Source organism: uncultured Tateyamaria sp. (assembly GCF_947503045.1).
In the GTDB taxonomy this organism is placed as follows: domain Bacteria; phylum Pseudomonadota; class Alphaproteobacteria; order Rhodobacterales; family Rhodobacteraceae; genus Tateyamaria.
In genome coordinates this window covers 441,453-454,262 of the sequence record NZ_CANNCF010000001.1, presented here as the reverse complement: position 1 = coordinate 454,262, position 12,810 = coordinate 441,453, and the positions used below count along the sequence as shown (strand labels likewise).

15 protein-coding genes are annotated in these 12,810 nt (G+C 60.6%); 2 read left to right on the top strand and 13 right to left on the bottom strand.

Going from position 1 to position 12,810, the window contains the following annotated elements; genetic code table 11:
- Nucleotides 1–20: 20 nt before the first annotated feature.
- The 9 genes from Q1A89_RS02415 to rplO form a co-directional block, all read right to left on the bottom strand.
- On the bottom strand, nt 21–1,325 hold the full coding sequence (locus Q1A89_RS02415) for a replication-associated recombination protein A (RefSeq protein ID WP_299723230.1): 1,305 nt from the start codon (nt 1,323–1,325) through the stop codon (nt 21–23).
- Nucleotides 1,326–2,702 carry a trypsin-like peptidase domain-containing protein gene (locus Q1A89_RS02410; RefSeq protein ID WP_299723227.1) on the bottom strand — a complete coding sequence of 459 codons (1,377 nt, stop codon included), beginning with the start codon at nt 2,700–2,702 and terminating at the stop codon, nt 1,326–1,328. It abuts the gene before it with no gap.
- 125 nt (nt 2,703–2,827) lie between these two features.
- Complete coding sequence (rplQ, locus tag Q1A89_RS02405) at nt 2,828–3,247, bottom strand: 50S ribosomal protein L17 (RefSeq protein WP_299723224.1); 420 nt, start codon at nt 3,245–3,247, stop codon at nt 2,828–2,830.
- A 133-nt stretch (nt 3,248–3,380) separates the two neighbouring features.
- Nucleotides 3,381–4,397: a DNA-directed RNA polymerase subunit alpha gene (locus Q1A89_RS02400; protein ID WP_299723221.1), complete on the bottom strand. Its 1,017-nt coding sequence runs from the start codon at nt 4,395–4,397 to the stop codon at nt 3,381–3,383.
- A gap of 116 nt (nt 4,398–4,513) precedes the next feature.
- Nucleotides 4,514–4,903 (bottom strand): 30S ribosomal protein S11, encoded by a 390-nt coding sequence (gene rpsK / locus Q1A89_RS02395; RefSeq protein ID WP_299723218.1) that lies wholly within the window; start codon nt 4,901–4,903, stop codon nt 4,514–4,516.
- Between the two features lie 12 nt (nt 4,904–4,915).
- On the bottom strand, nt 4,916–5,284 hold the full coding sequence (gene rpsM / locus Q1A89_RS02390) for a 30S ribosomal protein S13 (protein WP_299723215.1): 369 nt from the start codon (nt 5,282–5,284) through the stop codon (nt 4,916–4,918).
- A gap of 349 nt (nt 5,285–5,633) precedes the next feature.
- Nucleotides 5,634–6,278 carry an adenylate kinase gene (locus Q1A89_RS02385; protein WP_299723212.1) on the bottom strand — a complete coding sequence of 215 codons (645 nt, stop codon included), beginning with the start codon at nt 6,276–6,278 and terminating at the stop codon, nt 5,634–5,636.
- 24 nt (nt 6,279–6,302) lie between these two features.
- A complete protein-coding gene (gene secY, locus Q1A89_RS02380; protein WP_299723209.1) occupies nt 6,303–7,667 on the bottom strand; it encodes a preprotein translocase subunit SecY in 1,365 nt (454 codons plus the stop codon).
- A gap of 132 nt (nt 7,668–7,799) precedes the next feature.
- A complete protein-coding gene (gene rplO / locus Q1A89_RS02375; protein ID WP_299723206.1) occupies nt 7,800–8,270 on the bottom strand; it encodes a 50S ribosomal protein L15 in 471 nt (156 codons plus the stop codon).
- Nucleotides 8,271–8,723: 453 nt separating this feature from the next.
- Here rplO and Q1A89_RS02370 point away from each other — a divergent pair, with 453 nt between their 5' ends.
- Nucleotides 8,724–9,905 carry an ammonium transporter gene (locus tag Q1A89_RS02370; RefSeq protein ID WP_299723203.1) on the top strand — a complete coding sequence of 394 codons (1,182 nt, stop codon included), beginning with the start codon at nt 8,724–8,726 and terminating at the stop codon, nt 9,903–9,905.
- 56 nt (nt 9,906–9,961) lie between these two features.
- Here the strand turns inward: Q1A89_RS02370 and Q1A89_RS02365 are convergent, their stop codons facing one another.
- On the bottom strand, nt 9,962–10,600 hold the full coding sequence (locus Q1A89_RS02365) for a DsbA family protein (RefSeq protein WP_299723200.1): 639 nt from the start codon (nt 10,598–10,600) through the stop codon (nt 9,962–9,964).
- Nucleotides 10,601–10,801: 201 nt separating this feature from the next.
- Between Q1A89_RS02365 and Q1A89_RS02360 the strand changes: the two genes are divergently transcribed.
- Complete coding sequence (locus tag Q1A89_RS02360; RefSeq protein ID WP_299723197.1) at nt 10,802–11,428, top strand: hypothetical protein; 627 nt, start codon at nt 10,802–10,804, stop codon at nt 11,426–11,428.
- A gap of 85 nt (nt 11,429–11,513) precedes the next feature.
- Here the strand turns inward: Q1A89_RS02360 and rpmD are convergent, their stop codons facing one another.
- The 3 genes from rpmD to rplR all read right to left on the bottom strand — a co-directional run bounded on the left by rpmD (nt 11,514) and on the right by rplR (nt 12,801).
- On the bottom strand, nt 11,514–11,702 hold the full coding sequence (gene rpmD / locus Q1A89_RS02355) for a 50S ribosomal protein L30 (protein ID WP_013963199.1): 189 nt from the start codon (nt 11,700–11,702) through the stop codon (nt 11,514–11,516).
- A gap of 5 nt (nt 11,703–11,707) precedes the next feature.
- Nucleotides 11,708–12,286 carry a 30S ribosomal protein S5 gene (gene rpsE / locus Q1A89_RS02350; RefSeq protein WP_299723193.1) on the bottom strand — a complete coding sequence of 193 codons (579 nt, stop codon included), beginning with the start codon at nt 12,284–12,286 and terminating at the stop codon, nt 11,708–11,710.
- Between the two features lie 155 nt (nt 12,287–12,441).
- Nucleotides 12,442–12,801 (bottom strand): 50S ribosomal protein L18, encoded by a 360-nt coding sequence (gene rplR, locus Q1A89_RS02345; RefSeq protein WP_299723190.1) that lies wholly within the window; start codon nt 12,799–12,801, stop codon nt 12,442–12,444.
- Between the last annotated feature and the right edge of the window lie 9 nt (nt 12,802–12,810).

Below are 12,810 nucleotides of genomic sequence, written 5' to 3'. Positions count from 1 at the left end.
GCCAGCAGAGTCAAGCGCGCTCAGGTGTTCCGCTTGGCCCGCAACCGCGCAAAGTACTCCAGCCGCTTTTTCAGGTCGCGCTCGAACCCGCGTTCGACCGGCTGGTAGAGGTCGGCGCGCTCCATCCCGTCAGGAAAGTAGTTCGCCCCGGAAAACCCATCCTCGGCGTCGTGGTCATAAGCATAGCCCGCACCGTATCCCTGATCCTTCATCAGCGCGGTTGGCGCATTCAGGATATGCTTGGGTGGCGGATGCGATCCGGTCTGCTTGGCCGCCCGCCGCGCGCCCTTATAGGCGTTGTAGGCCGCGTTCGATTTGGGTGCGAGCGCGATGTAGACAAGGGCCTGCGCCAATGCCAACTCGCCCTCGGGGCTGCCGAGACGCTCATAGGTCTCCCAGCTTTGCAGGCACACCGCTTGGGCCTGCGGGTCAGCTAGGCCTATATCCTCGACCGCCATGCGGGTGATGCGCCGGGCGAGATAACGGGGGTCTTCGCCCCCCTCAAGCATGCGCGCAAACCAATACAGCGACGCATCCGGGTCCGATCCGCGCACCGATTTGTGCAAGGCCGATATCAGATTGTAATGGGCATCACCGGACTTGTCGTATTGCGCGGCCCGGCGCATCAGGCGGGTGGCCAGCGCATCCCTGTCCAGCTTGCCCTCAATCCTCCAGGCCGCGACCTGCTCGATCAGGTTGAGCAGCGCACGCCCGTCCCCATCGGCCATCTCCAGCAGCGCCTCGCGGGCCGGTTCATCCAGCGGCAGGGCTTTATCCAGCTCCTGTTCCGCGCGCTGCGCCATCAACTCAAGATCCTTGAGGTCAAGCCGTTCCAGCACCAGCACCTGCGCGCGGGACAGAACAGCGGCGTTCAGCTCAAAGCTGGGGTTTTCCGTGGTCGCACCCAGCAGCAGGATCGTCCCGTCCTCCATATGCGGCAGAAAACCGTCCTGCTGGGCCTTGTTGAAGCGGTGGATTTCGTCAACGAACAGCAAGGTGCCCTGCCCGTTCTGGCGACGAATGCGTGCGGCCTCGAACACTTTTTTCAGGTCCGGCACGCCTGTGAAAATCGCGCTGATCTGCACAAAATGCAGGTCGGTCTCATGCGCCAGAAGGCGCGCGATGGTGGTCTTGCCCACACCGGGCGGCCCCCAAAAGACCAGCGAGCCCAACGCGCCGGCCGCCAGCATCACGCTGAGCGGCGCATCGGGGCCGAGCACCTGCCGCTGGCCAATGACCTCGCTCAGAACCTTGGGGCGCAGACGGTCAGCCAACGGGCGGTGGCCTGCATCAATGCTCGGCTCAGAGGCAAACAGGTCCGCCATCTAAAAGCGCAACATGACGCGGCCACCCCGGCGCAAGGCCTGCACGCGGGTGCCCCGGCGGGCGCGTTCCAGCGCAGTTGCCGCATCCTCAGGTTCAACGATCTCGCGCCCATCAATGACCTGCAGGATATCCCCGACACGCAGACCAACGCGCGCACCAAGCGTGCCCAGGCCGGTGACAACGACACCGTCCGACACAAGCGGCAGCCGCAATTCAGAAATCACGGCCGGGTTCACGCGGGCCACGCTGAGCCCCGGCAGGCTTGCATCTTCGGACAGGGTGATCTCGCCGCGCGGCGGGTCCTCGGGTGGGGGGATCATCGTGACGGTCAGTTCCGCAGTGTCACCCTCGCGCAGGCGCGTCATGGTAACGGTATCACTCGCACTGGCCAGCCCCATGCGAAACAACATCTCGCCGGGGCTGTGCACCTCGGCCCCGTCCACGGCCAGCACCACGTCACCAACCTCGAACCCTGCAGAAGCCAGCGGACTGGCGGGATGCAGGCCCGACAGGATGATGCCGCCGGGCCGATCTAGTTCAAGCATCTGCGCCAGATCAGCATCGACCACCTGCCCGGTGGCACCCGCCCAAGGGCGCACAAAACGGTCATTGCCCGCCTCGGCCTGTCGCATGAACGCAGCGATCAGATCGGACGGAATGGCGAAGCCGATGCCATTCGAGCCTCCCGAGCGGCTGAGGATACGCGTGTTCACCCCGATCAGCCGCCCATCCATGCCCACAAGCGCGCCGCCCGAATTGCCGGGGTTTATGGGCGCGTCGGTCTGCACGAAATAACCAAGGCCGCCACCATTGGCCCCGCCTGAGCGCGCAAGGCCGGACACGATGCCCGACGACACTGTCTGGCCCACGCCAAACGGATTGCCGATGGCCAGCACCAGCTCGCCCACTTCGACGGTGTCACTGTCGCGCAGGGGCAGAAACGGCAGGCCCTCGACCCCATCAATCTGCAGGATGGCGAGATCGCTTTCGGCATCCCCCAACAGCACGCGGGCAGTATATTCGCGCCGATCGTTCAGCACGATCCGAATGTCGGTCGCCTGACCAACCACGTGATAGTTCGACACCACGATCCCGTCCGCAGACAGGATCACGCCCGAACCAAGCGAGTTCTGCACCCGCGGCTGGGGCTGGCCAAAGCCTTCGAAAAACCGCTCGAAAAACGGATCGTTCATGAAGGGCGTGCGCTGGCGGGTCTGGGTGATCACCTTGGCATAGATGTTGACAACCGCAGGGGCGGTGTCGCGCACCAGTGGCGCAAAGCTCAGCGAAATCTCGGACCTGCTTTCAGGCAGGCGGGCTTGTGCCACAACCAATATGGGAAACACGCAAAAAAGAAAGGTGATGAGGTATTTCATTGTTCCAAAAATATGCAAATGACCACGTGGGATTGCAAGGGACACAGATGGTCAGGTGAGACCCCCGGAAATGAAAAACCCCCGCCAGAGGCAGGGGTTTGACCAGAACAGCACGTAAGCTGAGCTTATTCTTCGGCGGCGTCTTCGGCTGCAACGCGGGCCTTGTCCGCAGCGCCCTTGGCGTCGCGGTCGCGGTCGACGAATTCGATGATCGCCATGGGCGCCATGTCACCATAGCGGAAGCCCGCCTTGAGAACGCGCACATACCCGCCCGAACGCTCGGCATAGCGAGGGCCAAGCACCTCGAACAGTTTGGCAACGTATTGCTCTTCCTTCAGCTTGGAGGCGGCCTGACGGCGGGCGTGCAGATCGCCGCGCTTGGCCAGCGTGACCAGCTTTTCGATGATCGGGCGCAATTCCTTGGCCTTGGGAAGGGTTGTCTTGATCTGCTCATGTTCAATGAGCGAGCCGGCCATGTTGCTGAACAGCGCCTTGCGGTGTTCATGGGTGCGGTTCAGGCGGCGGTATCCACGTGCGTGACGCATTTTCTAGTCTCCGATTTGGTGCCCTCTACGGGCTGTTTTACTTTGTCCGGCCTTGGATGCGTGTCCGCGGCTCTCCTTGGGGTGTCGCCACCCAGTCGTGATGTAGGGTGGGCAATCCTGCCCACCTTACGGCTCAAAAGTTGTCTTCGAACTTCTTGGCGAGGTCCTCGATGTTGTCAGGCGGCCAGTCCTCGACATCCATGCCAAGGTGCAGACCCATGCCCGACAGCACCTCTTTGATCTCGTTCAGCGACTTGCGGCCAAAGTTCGGCGTGCGCAGCATTTCTGCTTCGGTCTTCTGGATGAGATCGCCGATATAGACGATGTTGTCGTTCTTGAGGCAGTTCGCCGAACGCACGGACAATTCCAGTTCGTCCACTTTCTTGAGCAGAAGCGGGTTGAACTCGAGACCATCGTCGTCGTCCTGACGGTTGGCCGACTCAGGCTCGTCAAAGTTCACAAAGATGCCCAGCTGATCCTGCAGGATGCGCGCAGCAAAGGCCACGGCATCATCCGGCGTGATGGAGCCATCGGTTTCGACCTTCATGGTCAGCTTGTCATAATCCAACACCTGGCCCTCGCGGGTGGGCTGGACGTCATAGCTGACCTTCTTGACGGGCGAATAGATCGCGTCGATCGGGATCAGGCCGATGGGCGCGTCTTCGGGCTTGTTCTTGTCAGCCGAAACATAGCCTTTGCCGGTGTTGACGGTCAGTTCCATGAACACGTCGGCACCGTCATCGAGGTGGCAGATAACCAGATCGCGGTTCAGGATCTCGATGCCCGCGCTTTCCGAAATATCACCAGCCGTCACAACGCCGGGGCCCTTGGCCGAAATCGACAGGCGCTTGGGGCCTTCGACTTCCATGCGCAGGGACACCTGCTTGAGGTTCAGGATCACGTCGGTCACGTCTTCGCGCACACCGGCGATGGACGAGAACTCGTGCAGCACGTTGTCGATCTGTACGGATGTGATGGCCGCGCCCTGCAGGGACGACATCAGCACGCGGCGCACCGCGTTGCCCAGCGTCAGACCAAAGCCGCGCTCCAGCGGTTCGGCGACAACAGTGGCCTGGCGCGCGGGTTCATTGCCCGGTTTCACTTCCAGTTGTTGCGGCTTGATCAGTTCAGCCCAATTCTTGTGGATCATGCGTCCCTCCATTCCTGCTCGTTCTCCATGTCCTAAAAAACAAGCGCCCGAGGTTTCAAAAAAGCGGATTGGGGCCGTGCAAAAACACGCGGCCCCGGTAGAAATTCATATGTCGCTTAGACGCGGCGGCGTTTGGGCGGGCGGCAGCCATTGTGGGCCATCGGCGTCACATCACGGATGGATGTCACGTTGAACCCGGCAGCAGCCAAGGCGCGCAAAGCCGACTCACGACCCGAACCGGGGCCCTGCACTTCGACTTCGATTGTCTTGACGCCGTGTTCCTGCGCCTTGCGTGCCGCATCTTCGGCCGCCATCTGGGCGGCGTAAGGTGTGGATTTGCGCGAACCCTTGAACCCCATGGTGCCTGCCGAAGACCATGCAATTGCGTTGCCCTGCACGTCCGAGATCAGGATCTTGGTGTTGTTGAACGAAGAGTTCACATGCGCCACACCTGCGGCGATGTTCTTGGAGACCTTGCGTTTGGTCTTGCGTGTATCGCGTGCCATCTGTGCGTCCCCTTATTTCTTCTTGCCGGCAATGGCCTTTGCGGGGCCTTTGCGGGTGCGAGCGTTGGTGTGGGTACGCTGACCGCGAACGGGCAGGTTCCGGCGATGGCGCAGACCGCGATAGCAGCCAAGGTCCATCAGACGCTTGATGTTCATCTGCGTGTCGCGACGCAAATCACCTTCGACCGTGTAGTTTTCGTCGATGTGCTCGCGGATCTTCAGGACTTCGGCGTCGCTGAGTTCGTTGATCCGGCGGGATTGTTCGATGCCGACCGCTTCGCAGATTGCGCGGGCGGAGGTGTTACCGATGCCTGTGATATAGGTCAGAGCAATCGGAACCCGTTTGGCTGTGGGGATGTTGACCCCTGCAATACGTGCCACTTGGCGTATTCCTTTTCGTTGCGAGCCCGTAATTCCGGGCCCTTTTTTCACAACATAAAGCCCAAGGATTTTGCCCCCGGGCTTGCAGCTGATCAGGTGATCTGGTCGGACGCGTTCCAACCATTTGATTCTCGTCAGAGATGGCGTGAGATAGGCCTAGAAAAAGGGGGCGTCAACCCCTTCTCACCCCTACAGACACACAGGCGAGTTTGTGTGCTCGTCAATAATGACTTTACCATCTTGATCGACGGTACAAGGGTGGAATTCTATCGGTGTGCTCAACCACACAAATCCACACACCACAGCCAGCAATACCGGACCCGCCAAGGAAAGGCGTTTGGCGGAACTGCTAACCAAGCACACCCGCGATCGCCGCCTTAACGTCGCCGATTTCGCCCAGCCCATCGACCTTCGTCAACTGTCCCTTGGCATAGTAATAGCCGATCAGCGGAGAGGTCTTTTTGTAGTATTCCATCAGGCGTGTGCGCAGGGACTCTTCGTTGTCATCCGCGCGGCGTTTGAAGTCGTTTTCCTTGCCGCAGTTGCTGCATTTGCCATCTGCCGGGATCGGCTTGGTCAGATCGTTATAGACCTCACCGCAGGCGCCGCAGGTCGACCGGGCCGTGATGCGGGCCACCAGTGCCTCGTCATCCACTTCCATCTCGATCACCGCGTCCAGGGTCTCGCCCTCTTCGGTCAACAGATCGTTCAGCGCATCAGCCTGCGCCAGCGTGCGGGGAAAGCCGTCAAAGATAAATCCGTTGGCCTTGACCGTTTCCAGCTGTTCGCGGATCAGGCCAATCACGATCTCGTCCGTGACCAAAGCGCCGCGCGCCATCACGTCAGCCACGATCTTGCCCATCTCAGAGCCCGAGTCCTTGGCCGCGCGCAGCATGTCACCGGTGCTCAGCTGCACCATGCCACGCTCTTCCACGAGAAAACGCGCTTGTGTTCCTTTGCCCGCACCTGGCGGGCCCAGCAGGATAATGTTCATTCTTGTCCCCCTCCCTGTGAGGCCTTAGCGGCGCACAGGGCTCCGTTTGCGGCGGCCCTTGGAGCCTTTGCCGCGCAGCTGTGATTTCTCGATCAGACCTTCGTACTGATGCGCAAGCAGATGGCTTTGCACCTGCTGGATCGTATCCATCGTTACAGAGACAACAATCAGCACGGATGTACCGCCAAAGTAAAACGGAATGGCGAACTGGCCGCGCAGAATTTCGGGCAGCAGACAGACAAGCGCCAGATAGCCCGAACCGAGGACCAGCACGCGGTTGACCACGTATTCGAGGTATTCCGCCGTCTTCTTGCCGGGCCGGATGCCGGGGACAAAGCCATTCTGGTTCTTGAGATTGTCAGCCACGTCATCGGGTTTGAAGCTGACATTGAACGTGTAGAAATAGGCAAAGAACACGATCATCAGCACAAAGAACGCGAGATACAGCGGCTGCCCGGGGCCAAAGTTGGCCAAGAGCCAGCTCATGATCGGGTTGGTCGAGTTGCCCGAGAACGTGCTGATGGTGATCGGCAGCAACAGCAGCGACGAGGCAAAGATCGCCGGGATCACGCCTGCGGGGTTCACCTTGACCGGCAGGTTGGAAGACCCGCCATCATAGACCTTCATGCCCACCTGACGGCGGGGGTACTGGATATGGATCTTGCGCAAGGCGCGTTCCATGAACACCACGAACATGATGGTCACAACCACCATAACCAGCACGCCGATGATCACCGCAGGGCTGATCGCACCGGACCGGCCAGAAGCAAAGAACTGGGCGATGGCCGCAGGCACTTCGGCGATGATGCCGACAAAGATGATCAGCGAGATGCCGTTGCCGATGCCGCGCGCGGTGATCTGCTCACCCAGCCACATCAGGAACATCGTGCCACCCACAAGGGTGATCAGGCACGAGACCCGGAAAAACAGGCCCGGATCGGTCACAAGGTCACCGGATTCCAGCGATACGGCAAGGCCATAGGCTTGCAATGTGGCCAACGCCACGGTGCCGTAGCGAGTGTATTGGTTGATCTTCTTGCGGCCCTGCTCGCCCTCTTTCTTGAGTTGCTCAAGCTGGGGCACCATCGAGGTCAGAAGCTGCACGATGATCGAGGCAGAGATATAAGGCATGATCCCGAGGGCAAAGATGCCCATCCGACCCAGCGCACCACCGGTGAACATCGACACCATGCCGCCGATGCCCTGCCCCGCGTCCTCCATGAACGTGCGCAAGGCAGCGCCATCGATGCCCGGCACAGGGATAAAGGTGCCAAGGCGATAGACGATCAGCAGGCCAAGGGTGAACAGGATGCGGTTGCGCAGGTCAGTGGCCTTGCCCAGAGCGCTCCAGCTCGTGTTGGCGGCCATGTTCTCGACGGCAGATACCATGCGGGCGATGTCCTTTGAACAAAACACCGCACACGATGACCACGACGGGTCGTATACCTGCGGGCGGCGCTATAGAAAACTTGAGGCCTTATGTAAGCCGCGCGGACGCGGCTCACAAGGCGTCAATCCGGCTTACTCGGCGGCTGCGGCTGCAACGGCCAGTTTGCCACCGGCTTTTTCGACCGCTTCGACAGCGGATTTGGACGCGCCGGTCACCTGCAGATCAACTTTGCTTGTGATCTCGCCCTTGGCCAGAACCCGGACACCGTCCAGCTTGCGGCGGACCAGACCGGACGCGACCAGCGCGTCTTCGGTGATGGCGGATTTCGCATCCAGCTTGCCCAGATCGATGAATTTCTGGATCAGACCGAGGTTGACGACGGCGAATGCCTTGCGGTTTGGCTTGTTAAAGCCGCGCTTGGGCAGACGTTGGTACAAAGGCATTTGGCCGCCTTCGTAACCATTGATGGCCACACCCGAACGGGATTTCTGACCCTTGATACCACGGCCACCCATCTTACCGGTGCCGGAGCCGGGGCCACGGCCCACGCGTTTGCGAGGTTTGGTTGCGCCGGGATTGTCGCGCAGTTCATTGAGTTTCATGTCGCTTCTCCTAAGCCGGAAGCACCCCCGAAGCGGAATGGGTGAACGCGGCGTGTCTTTGGTTTTGATTCTGTGGGGCTCAAGGCGCCACCGGGGGCGTATAGACGGGGTGTGGTGCGGGATCAAGGGATCAGTTCGGCCATGGCCCAAGGGCAGCGCCTGACCGCGAAGTGTGCCCCCATGCGCGCAGAGCATCCTCATCTCTCCATTGAGTCAACCTGCACGCCCAACCCCGAGGGCTCGCCCGGCGTGTCCAGATGAACGACGTCAGACCCCGCCTGTACCCAAATCCACAAACCGCACATTTTTAGCCCGATACAGGTGCAGATTTGCCTATTTTTTCATCTTTTCCCGTTTGCCGCAATTTATAGCGCCCCTCAATCCAGTTGCCTCTTTTTCTTGCAGCCCAAGCCCGGTTTGTGGCCGCAAGATAATTTCGGGGAGGAACTTAGAATGGTTGGAGCGGACACAGCTTGGATTATTGTCGCAACCGCGCTTGTGCTGTTGATGACATTGCCGGGGCTTGCGCTTTTTTATGGCGGGCTGGTGCGGTCGCGCAATGTGCTGAGCGTTTTCATGCATTGTTATGCGATCGCATGCCTGATGAGCGTACTTTGGCTGGTTGCGGGCTATTCGATTGCCTTTGGGCCTGGCACCTCGGGGGTCTGGGGCGGCTTGGGCAAGATGTTCCTGAACGGGGTCGATGCCGACACATTGGCCGGGACCCTGCCCGAAATCCTATTCTTTGCCTTTCAGATGACCTTTGCGATCATCACCCCCGCGCTGATCGTGGGGGCCTATGTAGAACGGGTCAGCTTTGGCTTTGTACTTTTGTTCTCAAGCCTTTGGATGCTGCTCTGCTATGCGCCGGTGGTCCACTGGGTCTGGGGCGGCGGCTTTCTCGCGGATGGCGGCATCTTTGGCGACACGGGCCTCAAGGATTTTGCAGGCGGTGTGGTCGTTCACGAGACCGCAGGCATTGCCGCGCTTGTGCTGGCGGTGATGCTCGGGCCACGCAAGGACGCGACCAAGCCCCCCCACAACCCCGGTTACGTGATGATCGGTGCCGCCCTTTTGTGGGTCGGCTGGTTCGGCTTTAACGGGGGTTCGCAACTGGCCGCAGATGGCGGCGCCGCAATGGCGCTGACCGTCACGCATATTTCGGCAGCCACCGCCTCGCTCACCTGGGCGCTGTGGGAGCGGATCCAATATGGCAAGGCATCGCTCGTCGGCATCGTCACCGGCACAATCGCGGGGCTTGCGTCGATCACACCGGCCTCGGGCTTTGTCGGCCCGGTCGAGGCGCTGGTCATCGGCGCGGTCGCGGGTGTGCTGTGTCAGGAAGCGGTCAAACTGGTGCGCAACACCCTGTCCATCGACGACACGCTGGATGTCTTTGCGGTGCACGGCGTTGGCGGCATCTTTGGCACGCTAATGATCGCGGTGTTCGGCGCGGGCAGCTTTGTTGCCCAAGCCGGCAGCCTCGTGATTGTCGGTGTGTTCTCGGTTGTTGCGACCATCGTCATCGCGCTGATCTGCAAGGCACTGGTGGGGCTGCGGGTCAGCGCCGATGTCGAACAGGAAGGGCTGGACCTGGCCGTTCATGGCGAACGCGCCTACGACCACACGTCGTAAAGCCGCGCACTATCAGACAACAGTAGGGCGGGGTTATCCCCGCCTTACATCCACGCTCAATCCACAGGTGGATTGACCCAACGCGTCGGCTTGAATGGTTGCGTGAGCGCGCGTTCCAGCATCTCCAACCGGTCCTGCCCGTAAAACGCCTCGCCGTCGAGCACATAGGTGGGCGACCCCATCACCTGAGCGGCCAGCGCGTCTTGCGCGTTTTGCGCATAGCGCGCCGCTATCTCGTCCGACTGCGCCTGCGCCATCAGGGCTGTCGCATCATGGCCCAACCCTTCAGCGAATGCGCGCAGCGTCGCCACATCCGACAGGTCCGCATCGTCGCGCCAATGGGCCTGCAGCAACGCATGGGCCATTGCATCTACCGCTTCCCCGCGATCCCCTAGGGCCATGATCATTCCGCTCGCCAGCGTGTAATCCGCATCGTGAAAGGTCGGGCGGAACGGCACCACCTCGACCCCGCGCCACTCGGCCCAGCGTTCGATCTCGCGACCAAAGAAGTAGTCCACGTGGCCTTGCGTGCGCGCACGAAACGGCAGGCTGCCCTGCGCCTCGACCACCGGAGACAGAGGGATCGGGCGATGCACAAGGGTCAGGGTGTGGGCGGCACACATCTCCATCAGGCAGGCAGAGCCGAGATAGGCAAAGGCCGAATGGGCAGAATAGTAATAAATCAACTCGCGCATGCCCCAAGGTTAGGGCGCAAAGCGTTGAACTGCAAAGAAATTAAGCACTGACCAATGGGCGCGAGGTATGGAATTCCAGACTCGCGCAAACGTGAGATGCGCGGCTAACCTACCTTCATAAGCAGTGCATGCCGGACCGGATTACCGGCGCAAATTTTTCAAAGGCTGCCCCCAACAGGCTTTTTTTTCGGAGTACCCCTTTTGATCGACGTCCATTTTCAAGGCACAGATGTCTTGCGCCTGTTCGGGCTTGTTTCCGCCCTGCTGAGCATCTGTGCCTTTCTTCCCTATATCCGCGACATGCTGGCCGGGCGCACACGGCCCCAACGGGCTTCCTGGCTGATCTGGTCCGTGCTGGGCAGCATCGCGCTGGCCTCGCAGGTCTATGAGGGCGCGATGCAGTCGCTGTGGTTTGCAGGCTTTCAGGTCGGCGGCACGATCACGGTTTTGGCCCTGTCGATCCGCAAGGGTCAGGGCGTGTTTTTCAACCAAGTCGACATCTACATTCTGTGCGCGGCTGCCGCCGGACTTGTCCTGTGGGCGCTGACCGACACGGCGGTCTACGCGCTGGCGATCACCATTTCGATTTCGCTGATGGGCGGGTCGGTGACGGTGCTCAAGGCGTACCGCGACCCGGACTCCGAGACGCTGTCGATGTGGTTCACATCCTGCATCGCGGCGTGGTTTGCCATCCTGTCCGTGGGCGGCGTGAACTGGATCCTGCTGGCCTACCCGATCTACCTGTTTGTCCTGAATGGTGCCATCGTCATGGCCATCATGCTGGGCCGTGCGGTGCGGCAGGAAGCACAGTTCTTCGCGGCGGAATAGCGCGGGGATAAACGAAAACGCCCCGCGATTTCTCGCGAGGCGTTTTTTGACCATCCGTAGGGCGGGGTTTCACCCCGCCACAACGTCAGCCTTTTTCTTCGATGATCTCGACCATGTGGCTGATCGAATTCACCATGCCGCGCACAGAAGGTGTGTCTTCCAGCTCGCGGGTCTTGTGCATCTTGTTCAGGCCCAGACCGATCAGTGTCGCACGCTGTTTTGCGGGGCGACGGATGGGGGAGCCGATTTGTTTGACGACAATCGTTTTTGCCATGGGTCTCAGGCCTCCTCAGTTGCCGCTTCAGCAGCGGGGGCTTCATCGCGCTTGGGCAGGATGTCGGCGACTTTCTTGCCGCGACGCTGGGCCACACCACGGGGCGACTGCTCTTTCTTGAGGCCGTCCATGGTTGCGCGGATCATGTTGTAGGGGTTTTGCGAGCCGATGGACTTGGACACAACGTCCTTCACGCCCAGCATTTCGAAAACGGCACGCATTGGACCACCGGCAATGATCCCGGTACCCTCAGGGGCTGTGCGCATCACAACCTTACCGGCGCCGTGGCGGCCTTCCATGTCGTGGTGCAGCGTGCGGCCTTCGCGCAGTTGCACGCGGATCATCTGACGCTTGGCTTGCTCGGTGGCTTTGCGAATGGCCTCGGGGACCTCTTTCGCCTTACCTTTGCCGAAACCAACGCGGCCCTTCTGATCGCCAACAACGACGAGCGCGGCAAAGCCAAAGCGCTTACCACCCTTGACGGTCTTGGACACACGGTTGATCGCGACCAGGCGGTCGGAAAATTCTGGGTTTTCATCCCGGTCGCGACGTGGGCCGCGGCGGTTGTTGTCACGTTCTGCCATGAGAACTTGCCTTTCTTAGGTGGCTTTCGCCGTTTTGGGTCAATCGCGGTGGGCGATATGCCCCCGGATCATCGAGACGGCCACTGACCGCCTTCATACATGGTGGGTCGAAGCCCCACCCTACAACGCCGCCGTAGGGTGGGATTTCATCCCACCTATATTTTCAAACCGCCTTCACGGGCCGCGTCGGCAACTGCCTTGACCTTGCCGTGAAAGAGGAAACCGCCACGATCGAAATAGGCTTCGGTCACACCGGCCTTTTTCGCACGTTCCGCGATCGCAGCGCCAACTTTGGCGGCGGCTTCGACGTTGTTCTTGCCCACAACGCCCAGACCCTTTTCGAGGGTCGAGGCCGCGGCCAATGTCACGCCATTCACATCGTCGATCAGCTGAACGCTGATGTTCTTGGACGAGCGGTGCACGCTCAGGCGGGGACGCCCTGCGTTGACGCGGCGAAGTTTGTTCCGGACGCGCATACGGCGCTTGAGGAACAGCTGTCGTTTTGTGTTTGCCATGTTCCTGGT

Coding starts and splice junctions, on each gene's coding strand:
- secY (WP_299723209.1), bottom strand. CDS start 7,667: ATGGTATCTGCCGTCGAGAACATGGCCGCCAACACGAGCTGGAGCGCT.
- Q1A89_RS02370 (WP_299723203.1), top strand. CDS start 8,724: ATGGTTGGAGCGGACACAGCTTGGATTATTGTCGCAACCGCGCTTGTG.
- rpmD (WP_013963199.1), bottom strand. CDS start 11,702: ATGGCAAAAACGATTGTCGTCAAACAAATCGGCTCCCCCATCCGTCGC.
- Q1A89_RS02415 (WP_299723230.1), bottom strand. CDS start 1,325: ATGGCGGACCTGTTTGCCTCTGAGCCGAGCATTGATGCAGGCCACCGC.
- rplR (WP_299723190.1), bottom strand. CDS start 12,801: ATGGCAAACACAAAACGACAGCTGTTCCTCAAGCGCCGTATGCGCGTC.
- rplQ (WP_299723224.1), bottom strand. CDS start 3,247: ATGCGTCACGCACGTGGATACCGCCGCCTGAACCGCACCCATGAACAC.
- Q1A89_RS02385 (WP_299723212.1), bottom strand. CDS start 6,278: ATGAACATTATCCTGCTGGGCCCGCCAGGTGCGGGCAAAGGAACACAA.
- rpsE (WP_299723193.1), bottom strand. CDS start 12,286: ATGGCAGAACGTGACAACAACCGCCGCGGCCCACGTCGCGACCGGGAT.
- Q1A89_RS02365 (WP_299723200.1), bottom strand. CDS start 10,600: ATGCGCGAGTTGATTTATTACTATTCTGCCCATTCGGCCTTTGCCTAT.
- Q1A89_RS02400 (WP_299723221.1), bottom strand. CDS start 4,397: ATGATCCACAAGAATTGGGCTGAACTGATCAAGCCGCAACAACTGGAA.
- Q1A89_RS02410 (WP_299723227.1), bottom strand. CDS start 2,702: ATGAAATACCTCATCACCTTTCTTTTTTGCGTGTTTCCCATATTGGTT.
- rpsK (WP_299723218.1), bottom strand. CDS start 4,903: ATGGCACGCGATACACGCAAGACCAAACGCAAGGTCTCCAAGAACATC.
- rplO (WP_299723206.1), bottom strand. CDS start 8,270: ATGAAACTCAATGAACTGCGCGACAATCCCGGCGCAACCAAACCTCGC.